13 protein-coding genes are annotated in these 14337 nt (G+C 68.4%); 8 read left to right on the forward strand and 5 right to left on the reverse strand.

Annotated features, from left to right (window positions below; translation table 11 throughout):
• Both ACW175_RS20060 and ACW175_RS20065 read right to left on the reverse strand, forming a co-directional pair.
• The gene (locus ACW175_RS20060) at positions 1-957 is read right to left on the reverse strand and encodes a bifunctional helix-turn-helix transcriptional regulator/GNAT family N-acetyltransferase (protein WP_492101722.1); all 957 of its coding nucleotides are present in this window, start codon (positions 955-957) and stop codon (positions 1-3) included.
• A gap of 67 nt (positions 958-1024) precedes the next feature.
• Positions 1025-1507, reverse strand: coding sequence for a hypothetical protein (locus ACW175_RS20065; RefSeq protein WP_492101723.1), 483 nt, complete (start codon positions 1505-1507; stop codon positions 1025-1027).
• Between the two features lie 141 nt (positions 1508-1648).
• Between ACW175_RS20065 and ACW175_RS20070 the strand changes: the two genes are divergently transcribed.
• The 4 genes from ACW175_RS20070 to ACW175_RS20085 all read left to right on the forward strand — a co-directional run bounded on the left by ACW175_RS20070 (position 1649) and on the right by ACW175_RS20085 (position 6535).
• Entirely contained in the window at positions 1649-2032 is a 384-nt protein-coding gene (locus ACW175_RS20070) for a BlaI/MecI/CopY family transcriptional regulator (RefSeq protein ID WP_492101724.1), read from the forward strand.
• Positions 2032-3678, forward strand: coding sequence for a M56 family metallopeptidase (locus tag ACW175_RS20075; protein WP_492101725.1), 1647 nt, complete (start codon positions 2032-2034; stop codon positions 3676-3678). The genes ACW175_RS20070 and ACW175_RS20075 overlap by 1 nt, the downstream gene beginning before the upstream one ends.
• A 23-nt stretch (positions 3679-3701) precedes the next feature.
• Positions 3702-5045 carry a M56 family metallopeptidase gene (locus ACW175_RS20080; RefSeq protein ID WP_492101726.1) on the forward strand — a complete coding sequence of 448 codons (1344 nt, stop codon included), beginning with the start codon at positions 3702-3704 and terminating at the stop codon, positions 5043-5045.
• A gap of 107 nt (positions 5046-5152) precedes the next feature.
• Positions 5153-6535 (forward strand): pectate lyase family protein, encoded by a 1383-nt coding sequence (locus tag ACW175_RS20085; protein ID WP_492101727.1) that lies wholly within the window; start codon positions 5153-5155, stop codon positions 6533-6535.
• A gap of 117 nt (positions 6536-6652) precedes the next feature.
• On the opposite strand, the gene ACW175_RS20090 is transcribed toward ACW175_RS20085, so the two are convergent.
• The gene (locus ACW175_RS20090) at positions 6653-7111 is read right to left on the reverse strand and encodes a hypothetical protein (protein ID WP_099575844.1); all 459 of its coding nucleotides are present in this window, start codon (positions 7109-7111) and stop codon (positions 6653-6655) included.
• Positions 7112-7311: 200 nt separating this feature from the next.
• Here ACW175_RS20090 and aroC point away from each other — a divergent pair, with 200 nt between their 5' ends.
• The 3 genes from aroC (at position 7312) to ACW175_RS20105 (ending at position 9460) form a co-directional block, all read left to right on the forward strand.
• Positions 7312-8433: a chorismate synthase gene (gene aroC, locus ACW175_RS20095; protein ID WP_492101728.1), complete on the forward strand. Its 1122-nt coding sequence runs from the start codon at positions 7312-7314 to the stop codon at positions 8431-8433.
• Between the two features lie 175 nt (positions 8434-8608).
• Positions 8609-9151 carry a response regulator gene (locus tag ACW175_RS20100; protein WP_492101729.1) on the forward strand — a complete coding sequence of 181 codons (543 nt, stop codon included), beginning with the start codon at positions 8609-8611 and terminating at the stop codon, positions 9149-9151.
• Positions 9152-9199: 48 nt separating this feature from the next.
• Positions 9200-9460: a hypothetical protein gene (locus ACW175_RS20105; RefSeq protein ID WP_492101730.1), complete on the forward strand. Its 261-nt coding sequence runs from the start codon at positions 9200-9202 to the stop codon at positions 9458-9460.
• A gap of 13 nt (positions 9461-9473) precedes the next feature.
• Here the strand turns inward: ACW175_RS20105 and queE are convergent, their stop codons facing one another.
• Both queE and queC read right to left on the reverse strand, forming a co-directional pair.
• Positions 9474-10106, reverse strand: coding sequence for a 7-carboxy-7-deazaguanine synthase (queE, locus tag ACW175_RS20110; RefSeq protein ID WP_492101731.1), 633 nt, complete (start codon positions 10104-10106; stop codon positions 9474-9476).
• Positions 10103-10846 (reverse strand): 7-cyano-7-deazaguanine synthase QueC, encoded by a 744-nt coding sequence (queC, locus tag ACW175_RS20115; protein WP_492101732.1) that lies wholly within the window; start codon positions 10844-10846, stop codon positions 10103-10105. The genes queE and queC overlap by 4 nt, the downstream gene beginning before the upstream one ends.
• A 480-nt stretch (positions 10847-11326) precedes the next feature.
• On the opposite strand from queC, the gene ACW175_RS20120 reads away from it, so the two are divergent.
• Positions 11327-14161 carry a TonB-dependent receptor gene (locus ACW175_RS20120; RefSeq protein WP_492101733.1) on the forward strand — a complete coding sequence of 945 codons (2835 nt, stop codon included), beginning with the start codon at positions 11327-11329 and terminating at the stop codon, positions 14159-14161.
• The last annotated feature ends 176 nt before the right edge of the window (positions 14162-14337 follow it).

The raw sequence follows: 14337 nt of genomic DNA on the forward strand, positions 1-14337 counted from the left end.
CTACCCCTTCGTCCCGAGCGACATCGCCACGTCGCAGCGCTCATAGCGCGCCCCGAAAGTCCGCATGATCTCCGCGTCGTGGACGAAGCCCAGCTTCTCATAGAGGTGGATGGCCGCCGCGCACTTTTGGTTGGTCAGCAGATAGACCTTGTCCATGCCCAGGCTGGCGGCGCGCTCCAGGGTCTTGGCCAGCAGGAACTCGCCGACCTTCAGGCCCCGGGCGCTCTCCAGGACGCCCATCTTGGTCAGCTCGACCCAGCCGTCCTTGGACACCATCAGGGCGCAGGTCCCGACGACGCCCAGCTCCGCGGTCTCGGCGAACAGCACCACCCCGCCCTTGTCGAGGATCAGCTCGCGCGGCCGCGACAGCAGGGCGATGTCGTTGTCCTCCAGGGCGAACATGGCCTGAATCCACTCGGCGTTGATCCGGTAGAAGGCCTCGGCCAGGTCGTCGGAGAAGTCGCGGGCCCACAGGGTCGGCGGGCCGGCGCGTTCGATGCGCGTCAGTAGCGAGGCCTCGGCAAGCCGCGCCTCGACCTGGGTCAGGCCCTGCATGAAGTCGCCGGTGAGCCCCGCGACCAGCTCGGCGGCGGCCGGCTCGATGCGCGGCAGAAGCTCGGTCTGGACGCGGACCAGCAGGGCCTCGCCCTTCTCGGTCAGGGCCAGTCGCCTGGAGCGCCCGTCGCCGGGCACGGGCCGCGCCTCGACGAAGTCGCCCAGCGTCCCGAGGGCGCGGGTGACCGTCGGCTGGGCCAGCTGCAGGCGCTCGGCCAGTTCGCCGACCGCGATCGGGCCGTGCAGGCGAATGGTCATCAGCAGGGACATCTGAGCGGGCTGCACCGGCAAGTCGAGCGCGCGCGCCACCTCGGCGGCGTCGGCCTGCATACGCTCGGCCAGCCGCTTCAGCCGGCTGCCCAGGAACCCCACTCCAAATCCCGCCAGCAGATCGACTTCCATGGCCGCACCCTTCTTCATAGCACGCTATATAGCTAGCTATGAAAAATCCGGATTGGCAAGAGGCCGGTCACATTCTGAAAGGCGGAACGACGACGCAGCGCACCTCGCCCTTCACGACCGTGACCGCCGCCGAACGCGCGCCGGTGAGATCATAGAACCGGTCGCGCCCGCCCAGCGATACGAGCAGATAGTCCGGCGCGCTGAACTTGCAGACCGAATAGCGAACCTTCTCGCCGCCGATCCGGTCGACCAGATGCGTGCAGGACATCGTCCCGCCCAGCCGCCGGTACAGCGCCTCGTCATAGGGCGTCGCCTGCGGGTATCGGCGAAGGCTTCGGAAGATCGCCGGGTCGAGCGGGGCGCAGGCGGGGCCGCCGACACGCCAGACCGCGTCCCTGCGCGCCCGCTCGACACGATCGTGGCGGTCCATGACCCGCCAGCCCGCGCCGATCAGAGCCGCGAAACCGAGGGCGACCGCCACCCAGCGCCAGCGGCTTGGCGCGCGCCCTTCCAGGGGCAGCTTGCCGATACGAACCTGCTCCGTCGCCATATCTAAACTCACGCATGTAAATTAGAAGTACGTGCGTAAATCAGAAAACCGAGCCTGTCACTAGAGAGAACAACGATCACCACGCTTGACGCAAGCTCGTGACATTTGTAGCGTACTCGCGACACCACTGAGGCGCACCCCATGAGCGAACCCTCCGACCTGGAACTGGAAGTGCTGAAGGCCTTCTGGCGCGGCGGCGCGATGAGCGCCCGCGAGGCGCAAAGCCTGATCGAGCCCGAGCTCGGCTGGAGCGCCTCGACCACCCGCACCGTGCTGGAGCGGATGGTGGCCAAGGGCCTGCTGGTCCGCCGTTCCGTGCATGGCCTGGCGGTCTATGAGGCCCGGACAGCCAAGGTCGACGTGATCGGCGGCGTGCTGAACCGCCTGCGGGGTCTGCTGGAGATCAACGGCCGCCTGCCCGCCTCGGCCTTCGCCGGCAGCCAGATCCTGTCCGAGACCGAGATCGAGGAACTGGAAGCCCTGCTCAACACCGCCGGGTCCAAGGTCACCGGGGAGGACAAGTGATGCACCCGCTGCTGACCTCCACCGCCCTGGGCTTGATCGCCGCCTGGCCCGTCGGCGCCCTGGGCTTTGGCCTGGGCCGCCTGGTCGAGCGCCTGACCGATGATCCGCGCCCGCGCGCCGCCGCCTGGAGCCTGGCCTACGCCCTGCCCGCCGGAGCCCTGGCCGCCACGGTGGCCCTGACCTTCGCCCCCGCGGTGATCAAGCCGGCCGCGCCGGCCGCGGCGATCGTTCCGGGTCCGGTCCGCATGGTCGTTGTCGAGATGGCCGCCAGTGGCGAGCAGCCCCACACCGCCCAGGCGTGGTCGCCCTCGCCCGTCCTGATCAACGGCCTGGCCTGGAGCCTGGTCGGGCTCTCGGCCGCCGGCCTGCTGACGCGCGGCTGGCGCTGGAACCGGGGCCGTCGCCGCCTGGCCCGGGTCCGCGCCGACGCCGAGCCGTGTCAGGACTTCGCCCTGGTCGAGGCCGTCCGCCTGCGCGCCAGCCGCCTGCGGGTCAGCGCGCCGCGCGTGCGGATCAGCGCCGCCGTCTCCGAACCGCTGCTGGCCGGCGCCCGCCGCCCGGTGATCCTGCTGCCCAAGGCCCTGGCTCAGAGCGCCGACACCCGCCGGCTGGAACTGGTCTGCGGCCATGAGCTGGCCCACCTGCGGCGCGGCGACAACTGGCGGATCCCGGCCGAGGAAGCGCTGGCGGGCCTCTTCTGGCTGGTCCCGCCGGTCAAGGCCCTGCGCGGCCGGATGCTGGCGGCCCGCGAGGCCGTCTGCGACCTGACCGCGCTGGACGGCGCCGCCCCCGAGGCCCGCCGCGACTATGCCCGCGTGCTCGTGGAGGCCCTGAAGATGAACGCCCAGCCCTCGCCTGGGTTGGTCTTCGAGTCGGCCTTCACCGGCCGCGACCGCAACCTGGCCGCCCTGCGCCTGTCGGCGATCCTGCAGCCGCGAGGCCGCGCCTCCGCCCTGCGCGTCGGGCTGGTCTTTGTCCTGGGCGGCGCCCTGACCGCCGCCACCGGGGCCGGCTCGCTGGCCCTGGCCGACCAGGCCCGCCGCATCGCCCCGCCGCCTTCGCCCGAGACCGTCGCGGCCGTCGACGCGGTGGCGGCCGTCGCCGCCGAGGACGCCGCGCCGGCCGCCGAGGCCGCGCCGGCGGCGGAAGCGGCGCCGGCCTCCGAGGCCGCGCCCGCCGCGTTAGCGCCAATGGCTCCCATGGCTCCCATGGCGGCGCCAATGATCGCCCTCTCGTCGCCCCCCGCTCCGGCAATGGCCCCGCTGCGCGTGTCGTCGGGTCCGAACCCCAACCCGAATCCCCAGCCCAATCCCCGCCCGAACCCAAATCCAAATCCAAATCCAAATCCGAACCCGAACCCGAACCCGAACCCGAACCCTTCAGCGGCTTCGTTCGAAATCCTGTCGGACACGACGGAGACGAACTACGACCAGCGCAAAATGGTCTTCGTCGGCGACGTGATGGTCAGGGGTCAGGTGAATCCGGTGAAGGTCAGCGTTAAGATCGACGGAAGACCCGCCGCCCTTGGCTTCCAGCCGAGCGACCTCCCGCGAGGCGCGATCCAGCGCCTGGAGATGACCGACGCGCGCGTCACCGTGGACGGCAAGGTGTTGATCGACGTCGTCCTCAACAATCCGCAGAAATAACCTCGAGCTCGTGGAGTGACCCCATGAACGCGCTCTTCGCCTCCGCCGCCCTGGGTCTGGTCGCCGCCTGGCCAGCCAGCGGGCTGGGCTGGATGCTCGGCAAGGCCGCCGACCGGCTGACCGACGATCCCCTGACCCGCGCCACGGCCTGGAACCGCGCGGTGGCCCTGCCGCCGACGGTGCTGGGCCTGATGGTCGGGATCTCGGCCCTGCCGAAGGCGGCCACCGATCCAGTCTATCAGGTCGCCCTGACCTCGAAGGCCGTCGCCTCGGCCGGGGCGGCGATGACAGAGGCCTCGGCGCGGGCCCTGTCGGGCGTCGACGGCGTCGAGGCGGCCGGCGCGATCCTGATCCTCGGCGCGCTGGGCGGCCTGGCGGTGGCGGGGGTGCGGCAGGGGATCGGCCGCGCCCGGCTGAAGCATATCGTCGCCAAGGCGCGCCCGGCCTCGCAGGAGCTGACCCTGGCCGTCCGCGCCGCCGCCCGTCGGCTCGACACGCTCCGCCCGGAGGTCAAGATCAGCGACGACATCGACCAGCCGATGCTGGCCGGCCTGACGACGCCCACGATCCTGTTGCCCGCCGAGATGGTCGGGCGGCTCGACGTCCAGCGTCTCGTGCCGATCTGCGCCCACGAGCTGGCCCATCTGAAGCGCGGCGACAACTGGCGGCAGTTGGCCGAGCACCTGCTGGGCGGCCTGCTGTGGATGGTCCCGCCGTTCGCGCTGATCCGCGCCCGCGCCGCCGCCGTGCGCGAGGAACTGGGCGACGCCCTCGCCCTGGACGGCGCCAGCGCGAGCGACCGCCGAGGCTATGCCGAGACCCTGATCGAGGTGCTGCGCCACCGCGCCGCGCCCGCCCTGCATCCCGCCTTTACCGGCAAGGGAAGGAAACCCACCACCATGCGCCTGAAAGCCATCACCGCCCCGCGCGACCCCGCCAGCTTCGCCCGCCGCGCCCTGCTAGGCCTGGCCGGCCTGCTGGCCATGGCCCTGGCCGCCGGGGCCTCGATCGCCCTGGCCCGGCAGGCCGAACCCCACAGCAACACCCGCACCGTGATCACCGACAACACCACGGGCCAGTATGTCGACATCCGCTCGGACTATGTCCGAGTGAGCAATGCCGAGCTCATCAATGGCCGCCTGAAGGTTCCGGACGGCCAGACCTCGACCTATCACGGCAATGTCGAGGTGCGCGGTCGCCTGCGCGCCCCGGCGACGATCGTGCTGCTGAACGGCGAGACGCCGCCGCCCGGCTTCGATCCGACCACCTTGCCGCGTGGCGCGATCAGTCAGGTTCAGGTCGTCAATCGCAGGGTCAAGGACCGCTCGCAGGTGACGCTGAACATCATCATGAAGCCCAGCGTCTAGCCTGGGGTTAAAGCGATGACACCGGTGGACAAAGCCGGTGTCGCCCCGCATCCTCCCCCCGATTGAAGGCGACGCCGCGGACGGTCGCCACACCCTTGGGGACGGACATGCTGGACCGCCGACTTCACCGCGCCGTCGGCGTCCTGACCCTGACCATGACCCTGGCGCTGCTGGCGGGACAAGCGTTAGCGGCGGAGGTGCTGGCCTTTCCGGGGGCCGAGGGCGCGGGACGGCTGGCGACCGGCGGCCGGGGCGGGGCGGTGCTGCACGTCACCAATCTCGACGACTCCGGCCCGGGTTCCCTGCGGGCCGCGATCGAGGCCAAGGGTCCGCGCACGGTGGTCTTCGACGTCGCCGGCACGATCCCGCTCAAGACCCCGCTGAAGATTTCCAACGGCCAGATCACCCTCGCCGGCCAGACCGCGCCGGGCGGCGGCGTGACCCTGCGCGACCAGACCCTGGTGGTCAGCGCCGACGATGTGGTGATCCGCTTCATCCGCTCGCGCCTGGGCGCGGAGAGCAAGGTCGAGGGCGACGCGATCTGGATCAACGGCGGCCGGCGGATCATACTCGACCACGTCTCGGCCAGCTGGTCGGTGGACGAGACCCTGTCGGCCTCGGCCCGCTACGATCGAGAGGGCCCCAATGGGCGAGAGGGGGGCTTCCACGACCTGACCGTCCAGTGGTCGATCATCGCCGAGAGCCTGGCCCACTCGATCCACATCAAGGGCGACCACGGCTATGGCAGCCTGATCCGCGGCGGCGACGGCAGCCGGATCAGCTTCCACCACAATCTCTGGGCCAACCACATGGCCCGCATGCCGCGTCCCGGCAACTACGAGGGCCCGGACAAGGACCCTATCGGGGCGTTCTTCGATTTCCGCTCGAACGTCTTCTACAACTGGGGGCACGACCGGGCGGGCTACAACGCCGACGCCGCCACCCTCTCGGCCTACAACTTCGTCGACAACGCCTATCTCCCCGGCCCCAACTCGGAGAAGCGCATCGCCTTCAAGGAAAGCGATGCGCTGGCCAAGGCCTATTTCGCCGGCAACAGCATGGACGGCGTGGTCCCGGCCGATCCCTGGAGCCTGGTGACCTTCACGATCCCCGAGCCCGCCGGCTATCGCCTCGCGGCGCCGGTCGAGGTGGCGCCGGTGACGCCCGAGCGCGCCGACAAGGCCTATGCCCGCGTGCTGGCCGACGCCGGCGCCTCGATCTGGCGCGACCGGGTCGACCAGCGGATCGTCGAGGGCGTCAAGACCCGAACCGGCAAGGTGATCGACACCCAGGCCGAGGTCGGCGGTTGGCCGGTCCTGCCTGCCGGCGAGCCAGCCCTGGACACCGACCGCGACGGCATGCCCGACGCCTGGGAAAAGACCCACGGCCTCGATCCGCGCAAGGCCGACGGCGCGGCCCTGGCCAAGGACGGCTCGGGCTGGACGAACCTGGAACTCTATCTGGCCGACGCGGCCAGACACCGGGGATAGGAAAGACATCGGGGATAGAACAAGCAGCGTCCGCGCGGCCGCCGATGCGGAAGCGTCACGGTCGGCGACGACTTCCGCACGCGCGTTCAGACGGCCAGGCCGCGCGGACGCGCCGAGTCATTCCGCCGGGCTGAGGACCTTGAAATCGGCCTTGGGGCGCGCCGCGTCGCCGGTCTTCACCGTGAAATCGTAGTCGCTCCAGTAGATCGCGATGATGTTTGGCGAGCTGCTGTTGAACGACACGGTGTGGGACTCACGCCGCGAGGAATAGATGCTCAGATAGTAGACGTCGTGCGTCGCGTCCTCGAAGGCCAGGTACATCGAGCCGCTGAACGCGCCGCTGGGTCCCTGGGCGTCGACGCGGACCTGGTAGCTGTAGAAGCCGGCGTTCGCCAGCAGCTCGATCCCGAACACCGTGCCCTTGTCATTGGCCACGACGCAGTTCTGCGGCGAGTTGCCGTTCACCGTCGCCGATTGACCCACCTGCATGCCACCGGCGGCGGTCGCCGTGTGGTACTTGCCCCGGTCGGAGCATTCGCCGCAATCACCCGAAAAATTCGCCACACCACCGGTCATTTGCTTCTCCCATCGTTTTTTCGTGAGCGATAGGCGCGCCCCGGTTCCGGGGATCGACGCCGATCAGCAAGGTACCAGCCCTTTTCCAAAATACAACTTAGAAGTTTTTCTATGATTTATTCGATTCAAACGAGCATTCGAGCTTGAGCTTTGGGACCCGCGACTTTGCCCCGCCGCGCGTTTCCGCTAGAAGCCGCCCCATGTCGCACAACACCTTCGGTCACCTGTTCCGCGTCACCACCTGGGGCGAAAGCCACGGCCCGGCGCTTGGCTGCGTCGTCGACGGCGTGCCGCCCGGCATCGCCCTGACGGCCGAGATGATCCAGGCGTTCCTCGACAAGCGCCGCCCCGGCAACGGCAAGTTCGTCACCCAGCGTCAGGAGCCGGACGCGGTGCGCATCCTGTCGGGCGTGTTCGAGGACGACCGCACCGACGGCCAGCGCACGACGGGCGCGCCAATCAGCCTGATGATCGAGAACACCGACCAGCGGTCCAAGGACTATGGCGAGATCGCCCAGGCCTTCCGCCCGGGCCACGCCGACTATCCCTATTTCGCCAAGTACGGCGTGCGCGACTATCGCGGCGGCGGCCGCAGCTCGGCCCGCGAGACCGCCGCCCGGGTGGCCGCCGGCGCGGTGGCGCGTCTGGTGATCCCCGGCGTGACCGTCCGCGCCGCCCTGGTGCAGATCGGTCCGCACACGATCAACCGCGACAACTGGGACTGGGCCCAGACCGAGCAGAATCCCTACTGGTCGCCGGACGCGGCGATCATCCCCGTCTGGGAAGAGCACCTGGAGACGATCCGCAAGGCCGGCTCCTCGACCGGGGCCGTGGTCGAGGTCGAGGCCGTGGGCGTGCCCGCCGGCTGGGGCGCGCCGCTTTACGGCAAGCTGGACGCCGAGCTGGCCGCCGCCCTGATGTCGATCAACGCCGCCAAGGGCGTCGAGATCGGCGAGGGCTTCGCCAGCGCCGCCCTGACCGGCGAGGACAATGCCGACGCCATGCGCCTGGGCGAGAACGGTGAACCGATATTCTTGTCCAACCACGCCGGCGGCGTGCTGGGCGGCATCTCGACCGGTCAGGCGGTCGTGGCGCGCGTGGCCTTCAAGCCGACCTCGTCCATCCTGATCCCGCGCCAGACCCTCAACGAGGCCGGCCAGGAGATCGACCTACGCACCAAGGGCCGCCACGATCCGTGCGTCGGCATCCGCGGCGTGCCGGTGGTCGAGGCCATGACCGCCTGCGTGCTGGCCGACGCCTTCCTGCGCCATCGCGGCCAGACCGGCGGCCACGTGTTCGCGCCTGGCGAGAGCCGCCGTTAGAGCGACCAGCGTTCGAAAAACAAGGTTTTCCAGCACTTACCACTGATTAGGCTCAGCTTTCGGGTTGACGTGCATACGATTGCAGCGGTAAGGCTCGATTAACGCATCCCCAGGCGCGCGAATAGCACACGCCATGGTTGTGGTGCGTTTGCGCGATGACCAGGGGGCTCTGCGCGTGCGGTTCGATCTCCTGAAGATCCTGCTGGTCGATGACAACCAGCACATGCGGATGCTGCTGACCGAGATCCTGCGGGCGATCGGCGTGCGCCATGTCTTCGAAGCCATGGACGGCGCCGAGGCGCTGGCGATCCTGCGCACCACCGCGATCGACGTGGTGTTCACCGACCTGTCGATGAACGGCCTGGACGGCATCGACTTCGTCCAACTGGTCCGCCAATCGCCCGACAGCCCCAATCCGTTCGTGCCAATCGTGATGATCACCGGCCACTCGACCGAGCGCCGGGTGCATGAGGCCCGCGACGCCGGCGTCAACGAGTTCCTGACCAAGCCGATCACGGCGCGCGGCGTCATCCACCGCCTGACCCTGCTGATCGAGAACCCCCGCCCGTTCGTCCGCGCCGACGACTATTTCGGCCCCGACCGCCGACGTCGCGACGACCCGCGCTATCGGGGCGAGCGGCGGCGCGAGGACGACAAGCGGGCGCACTATGTCGATGACCCGCGGACCGAGCGCGGCCATCCGACGCGGAGAATTTAAACCTTTCGACCGGTAGAAGATGGTGAACAGCGTTTGACGAGCTTCACCATGACCCTTCGCCGCCTCGCGCCCCCTTCCCGCCTCGCGCCCCCTTCCCGCCGCGCGCCCATGGCCGCCATCCTGACGATGGTCGCGCTCTCGCAGACCGGCTGCCTCGCGGCGGCCGCCGTCGGGACCGTGGCGGGCGCGGCGATCGGCGTCACCGGCGCGGTCGTCGGCGGCGCGGGCAAGGCCGTCGTGGCCACCGGCAAGGCGGTGATCCCCGGCGACGGCAAGAAGGACCGCGATCGCGACAACGACCGCCGCTAATCCGTAGCGGGCCTCAGGGCAGGCCCAGATATTTGTGCGTCTGGACGCTCAAGCGCCATCGCGGGTGGGCCAGGCAGTAGGCGACCGCCAGTTGCGTGTTCCGGTCACGATCCGGCCCGTCCATCGGCTGCAGGTAGAACCGCTCGAAATCCAGATCCGCGAAGCGCTCCGGCAGGGCCTTGTCCTGCGGGTAGACCAGCTTCAGCTCCTGGCCCGAGGTCTGGACCACGGGCGCGTCGGCCTTGGGGCTGACGCAGATCCAGTCGATCCCCGCCGGCGCTTCCAGCGTGCCGTTGGTCTCGCAGGCGATCTGGAAGCCGCGCGCGTGCAGAGCCTCGATCGCGGCGTCGTCCAGTTGCAGGAACGGCTCGCCGCCGGTGCAGACCACCAGCCGGTCGTCCGCCCCGCCGGTCCACTGGGCCTCGACCGCCGCCGCCAGATCATCGGCCGTGGCGAACTTGCCGCCGTTCTCGCCGTCGGTCCCGACGAAGTCGGTGTCGCAGAAGGTGCAGACGGCCTTGGCCCGGTCCTGCTCGCGGCCGGTCCACAGGTTGCAGCCCGAGAAACGGCAGAACACCGCCGCCTTGCCCGCCTGTCCGCCCTCGCCCTGCAGGGTGAGGAAGATTTCCTTGACCGAATAGGTCACGCCTTCACCGGCTCTTCGGGCAACGCCTCGCGTCCCGCCGCGGCCCACGCGACATAGCCCTTCTCGCGCAGCTCGCAGGCCGGGCAGGTTCCGCAGCCGTGACCCCAGGCGTGGAGTTCGCCGCGTTCGCCCTGGTAGCAGGTGTGGCTTTCCTCGATGATCAGCTTAACGAGGTCTTCGCCGCCCAGCGTCTTGGCCAGGGCCCAGGTCTGCGCCTTGGTCAGCCACATCAGCGGCGTCTCGACCCGGAAGTTCCGATCCATGCCCAGGTTCAGGGCGGTCTGCTGGGCGTCCAGCGTGTCGCGGCGACAGTCGGGATAGCCCGAGAAGTCGGTCTCGCACATCCCACCGACCAGGGCGTCGACTCCCCGGCGGTCGGCCAGGGCGGCGGCGTAGATCAGGAACACCAGGTTGCGCCCCGGCACGAAGGTCGAAGGCAGGCCGCGCTCGGTCATCTCGATGGCGCGGTCGGCGGTCAGGGCCGACTGGGCCACCTGGCCGAAGCTCCTGATGTCGAGGACGTGGTCCTCGCCCAGGCGATCGGCCCATCGCGGGAAGCGGGCGGCGACCTCGCGGCGCACGGCCTGGCGCGCTTCCATCTCGATGGAATGGCGCTGGCCATAGTCGAAGCCGACCGTCTCGACGCGCTCATAGCGCTCGAGGGCCCAGGCCAGGCAGACGCTGCTGTCCTGGCCGCCTGAGAACAGAACAAGCGCGCCAGTGGAGGTGTTCGGGCTCATGCGAGCCTCTCGATGTGGAAAAGGGGGAACATGGCCCCTCCTCTACACGAGGCAAGGCCAAGCCGGAACCGCCGGGGCGGGATCGCGGGCGCGGGCGGCCGACTCACGCGATACTCGACCCACGAACACCGACGAAGTCTTTCGCCCGCGAAACATGGCCATATCTCGCTATTGCGAGATATTTTCACCACCTATGACGCCGAGTTCCGTTACGGAAGCTCCAAACCCGATCTTCTAATTCGATGGAAGCTTACCCGCATCAGGAGAACACCACCTCCCGGAAAGTGAAAAGGCGTAACCTATCGCTGTTCACTTACGTTCAGGCCGGTTGACAGCTTTCAAACGCAAGTATGCAATCTCCGAATGCTGCGATGGGTTCGCCGTAAGCCCGCGTAGTGAGAACAGTACGGCGCCGAGGAAACACCGACCCTCGCAGGCTCCACCCATAAGGCGCCGCCGCGGGTCCAGGGAGGGAATTCAATGTCGCAAACTCTGCGTATGCGGAGCCTATTGGTCATGGGCGCTTCGGCGGTCGCGATCTCCGGCTTCGCCGTCCCCGCGTTCGCCCAGCAGGCCGCCAAACCGGCCCCACAGAGCACCACCGTCATCGAGGAACTGGTCGTCACCGCCCAGAAGAAGGAAGAAGCGCTGCAGGACGTGCCGATCGCCGTGTCGGCGTTCAGCCAGGACTCCCTCGAGGCGCAGAAGATCGACGGCGGCCCCAACCTTCAGCAGGCGATCCCGAACGTCACCTTCGCCAAGAGCAACTTCACCAACAGCTTCAACTTCCAGATCCGCGGCATCGGGGCCAAGGCCGTCGGCGCCTCGGCCGACCAGGGCGTCGGCGTCCACCTGAACAACGCCCCGATGCAGTCGGGCAACCTGTTCGAGGCCGAGTTCTACGACGTTGAACGCGTGGAAGTGCTGCGCGGCCCGCAGGGCACCCTCTACGGCCGCAACGCCACCGGCGGCGTGGTCAACGTCATCACCGCCAAGCCGACCGACCAGTTCGAGGCCAATGTCCGGGCCGAGTACGGCAACTACAATTCGATCAAGCTGCGCGGCATGGTCAATGTGCCGATCTTCGGCGACAAGCTGGCCGTCCGCCTGTCGGGCACGTCGCTGAAGCGCGACGGCTTCGTCACCAACACCTTCAACAATCACGTCGTCGACGATCGGGACCTCTATTCGACCCGCGTCCAGGTGATGTTCAACCCGACCGACAAGCTGCGCACCAACTTCCTGTGGGAACGCTTCCACGAAGACGACAACCGCGCGCGCACCGGCAAGCAGCTCTGCACCAAGGACAACGGCCCGGCCACGGTCGGCGGCGTGCCGACCGGCGCGGCGCGCGGCTTCCTGACCCAGGGCTGTCTGCCGGCCTCTCTTTACGGCTCCAGCGCCTACGGCACGGTCAACACCTCAGGCACCCTGACGGGTCTGCTGGGCAACATCTTCGGCTTCACCTCGGGCGACACCAACCTGGGCGACACCACCTCGACCAACCTGCGCGAGATCGAGACGGCGCTGGATCCGCTCTACCGTTCGGGCTCGAACGTCTACCAGTTCACCATCGCCTACGACCTGACCGACGAACTGACGGCCACCTCGATGACGGCCTACAGCAAGGGCAGCGTCTATACGAAGCAGGACTACAACCGGAACGTCTCGCCGGTCCCCTTCAACAACACGCCCTTCACGCCGGGCGGCTTCTTTACCGACCCCCAGGTGGGCGCCACCAACAAGTTCACCACGATCGACGTCTCGTCGGGCCGTTCGGAACAGTTCAGCCAGGAACTTCGCCTGCAGTCGGCCTATGCCGGCCCGCTGAACTTCACCGTCGGCGCCATCCACTTCACCTACCGGACGCTGACCGACTACTACGTGATCGGCAACTCGCTGACCCTGTCGTCGCTGGCGCTGAACGCCTCCAAGGGTCTGTCGCCCACCTGCAACCCGGCGACCACCGCCAACTGCATCGGCATCGACACCGCGGCAGACCCGACCGGCGACGGCCACAACTACTATGACAACCGCACGCCCTACACCCTGGTGTCGGACGCGGTCATGGGCGAGGTCTACTACCAGCTGAACGACGACCTGAAGTTCACCCTGGGCCTGCGCCAGACCCGCGACAAGAAGGCGGTCAAGAACTACTCGACCGTGCTGCTGGCCCCCGGCTACGGCCTGACCCTGAACCCGACCAATCCGGACCAGCGCGCCCGCTTCAGCGAGACCACGGGCCGCGTCGGCGTGGACTACAAGGCTCATCTGGGCTTCACCGACGACACCCTGCTCTATGCCTTCTATTCCAAGGGCTACAAGGGCGGCGGCATCAATCCGGGCGTTCCGGCGGGCGCGGTCGGCATCCGCCAGACCTTCGACCCCGAGTTCGTCAACGCCATCGAGATCGGCGCCAAGAACACCCTGGCCGGCGGCAGCGTGCTGATCAACGCCACGGGCTTCTCGTACGACTACAAGGGCTATCAGATCTCCAAGATCGTGAACCGCACCTCGGTGAACGAGAACGTCGACGCCAAGGTCTACGGCTTCGAACTGGAAAGCATCTGGTCACCGGTGCGAAACCTGAAGCTGAACGCCAACATCGGCTACCTGCACACCAAGATCGCGGATGGCGTCACCTCGATCGACACGATGAACCGGACCCAGTCCAATCCGGCCTATACGGTCGTGAAGGTGGGTCCGAACTCGTCGGCCGTCGGCGCCAACTGCGTGCTGGCCACCGCCGGCGTCGCCACCCTGCTGGCCGCCGGCGCGGGTGGCACCCTGCCCTGGGCCTGCTCGGGCGCGGCGGCCTATCAGGCGTTCCTGTCGACCCCGGCCGCCCTCGGCGGCGCGGGCCTGCCCGCCCCCACGGCGGCCTTCCTGGCCAACGCCACGGGGCTCTACACCTACGGGGCCGGCTACTCGATCGAAGGCACGACCGCGAACCTGTCGGGCAACGAGCTGCCCAATTCCCCGCACTGGACCACCTCGATCGGCGCCCAGTACCGCTTCGACCTGCCCTCCGGCTGGTCGGCGACCCTGCGCGGCGACTACTACCGCCAGAGCCAGCAGTTCGCTCGGGTCTACAACACCGAGTACGACCGCCTGAAGTCGTGGGACAACGGCAACATCACCCTGAAGGTCGAAAAGCCGGAATGGGGTGTCTCGATCGACGCCTATGTGAAGAACATCGGCAACAAGACGCCGATCGTCGACGCCTACACCACCGACGACAGCTCCGGCCTGTTCACCAACGTGATCACCGCCGAGCCGCGCCTCTACGGGGTGTCGATCTCCAAGTCCTGGTAAGTCCAGTTACGCAAGAAAATGGCGGGGCGTCGGGTCATCCGACGCCCCTTTTTCGTCTCGCGCCCGGAGCGTCGACGGAAAGATGAGCGATTTCCCGCGATTACCACGCCGTGACCGCGTTCAACTTAACGACTCCGCAAGGCGAGCCGGGGCAATGTGACGTTCCAAAGTCCCAG

The organism is Caulobacter sp. FV1ye6ST (assembly GCF_058681225.1).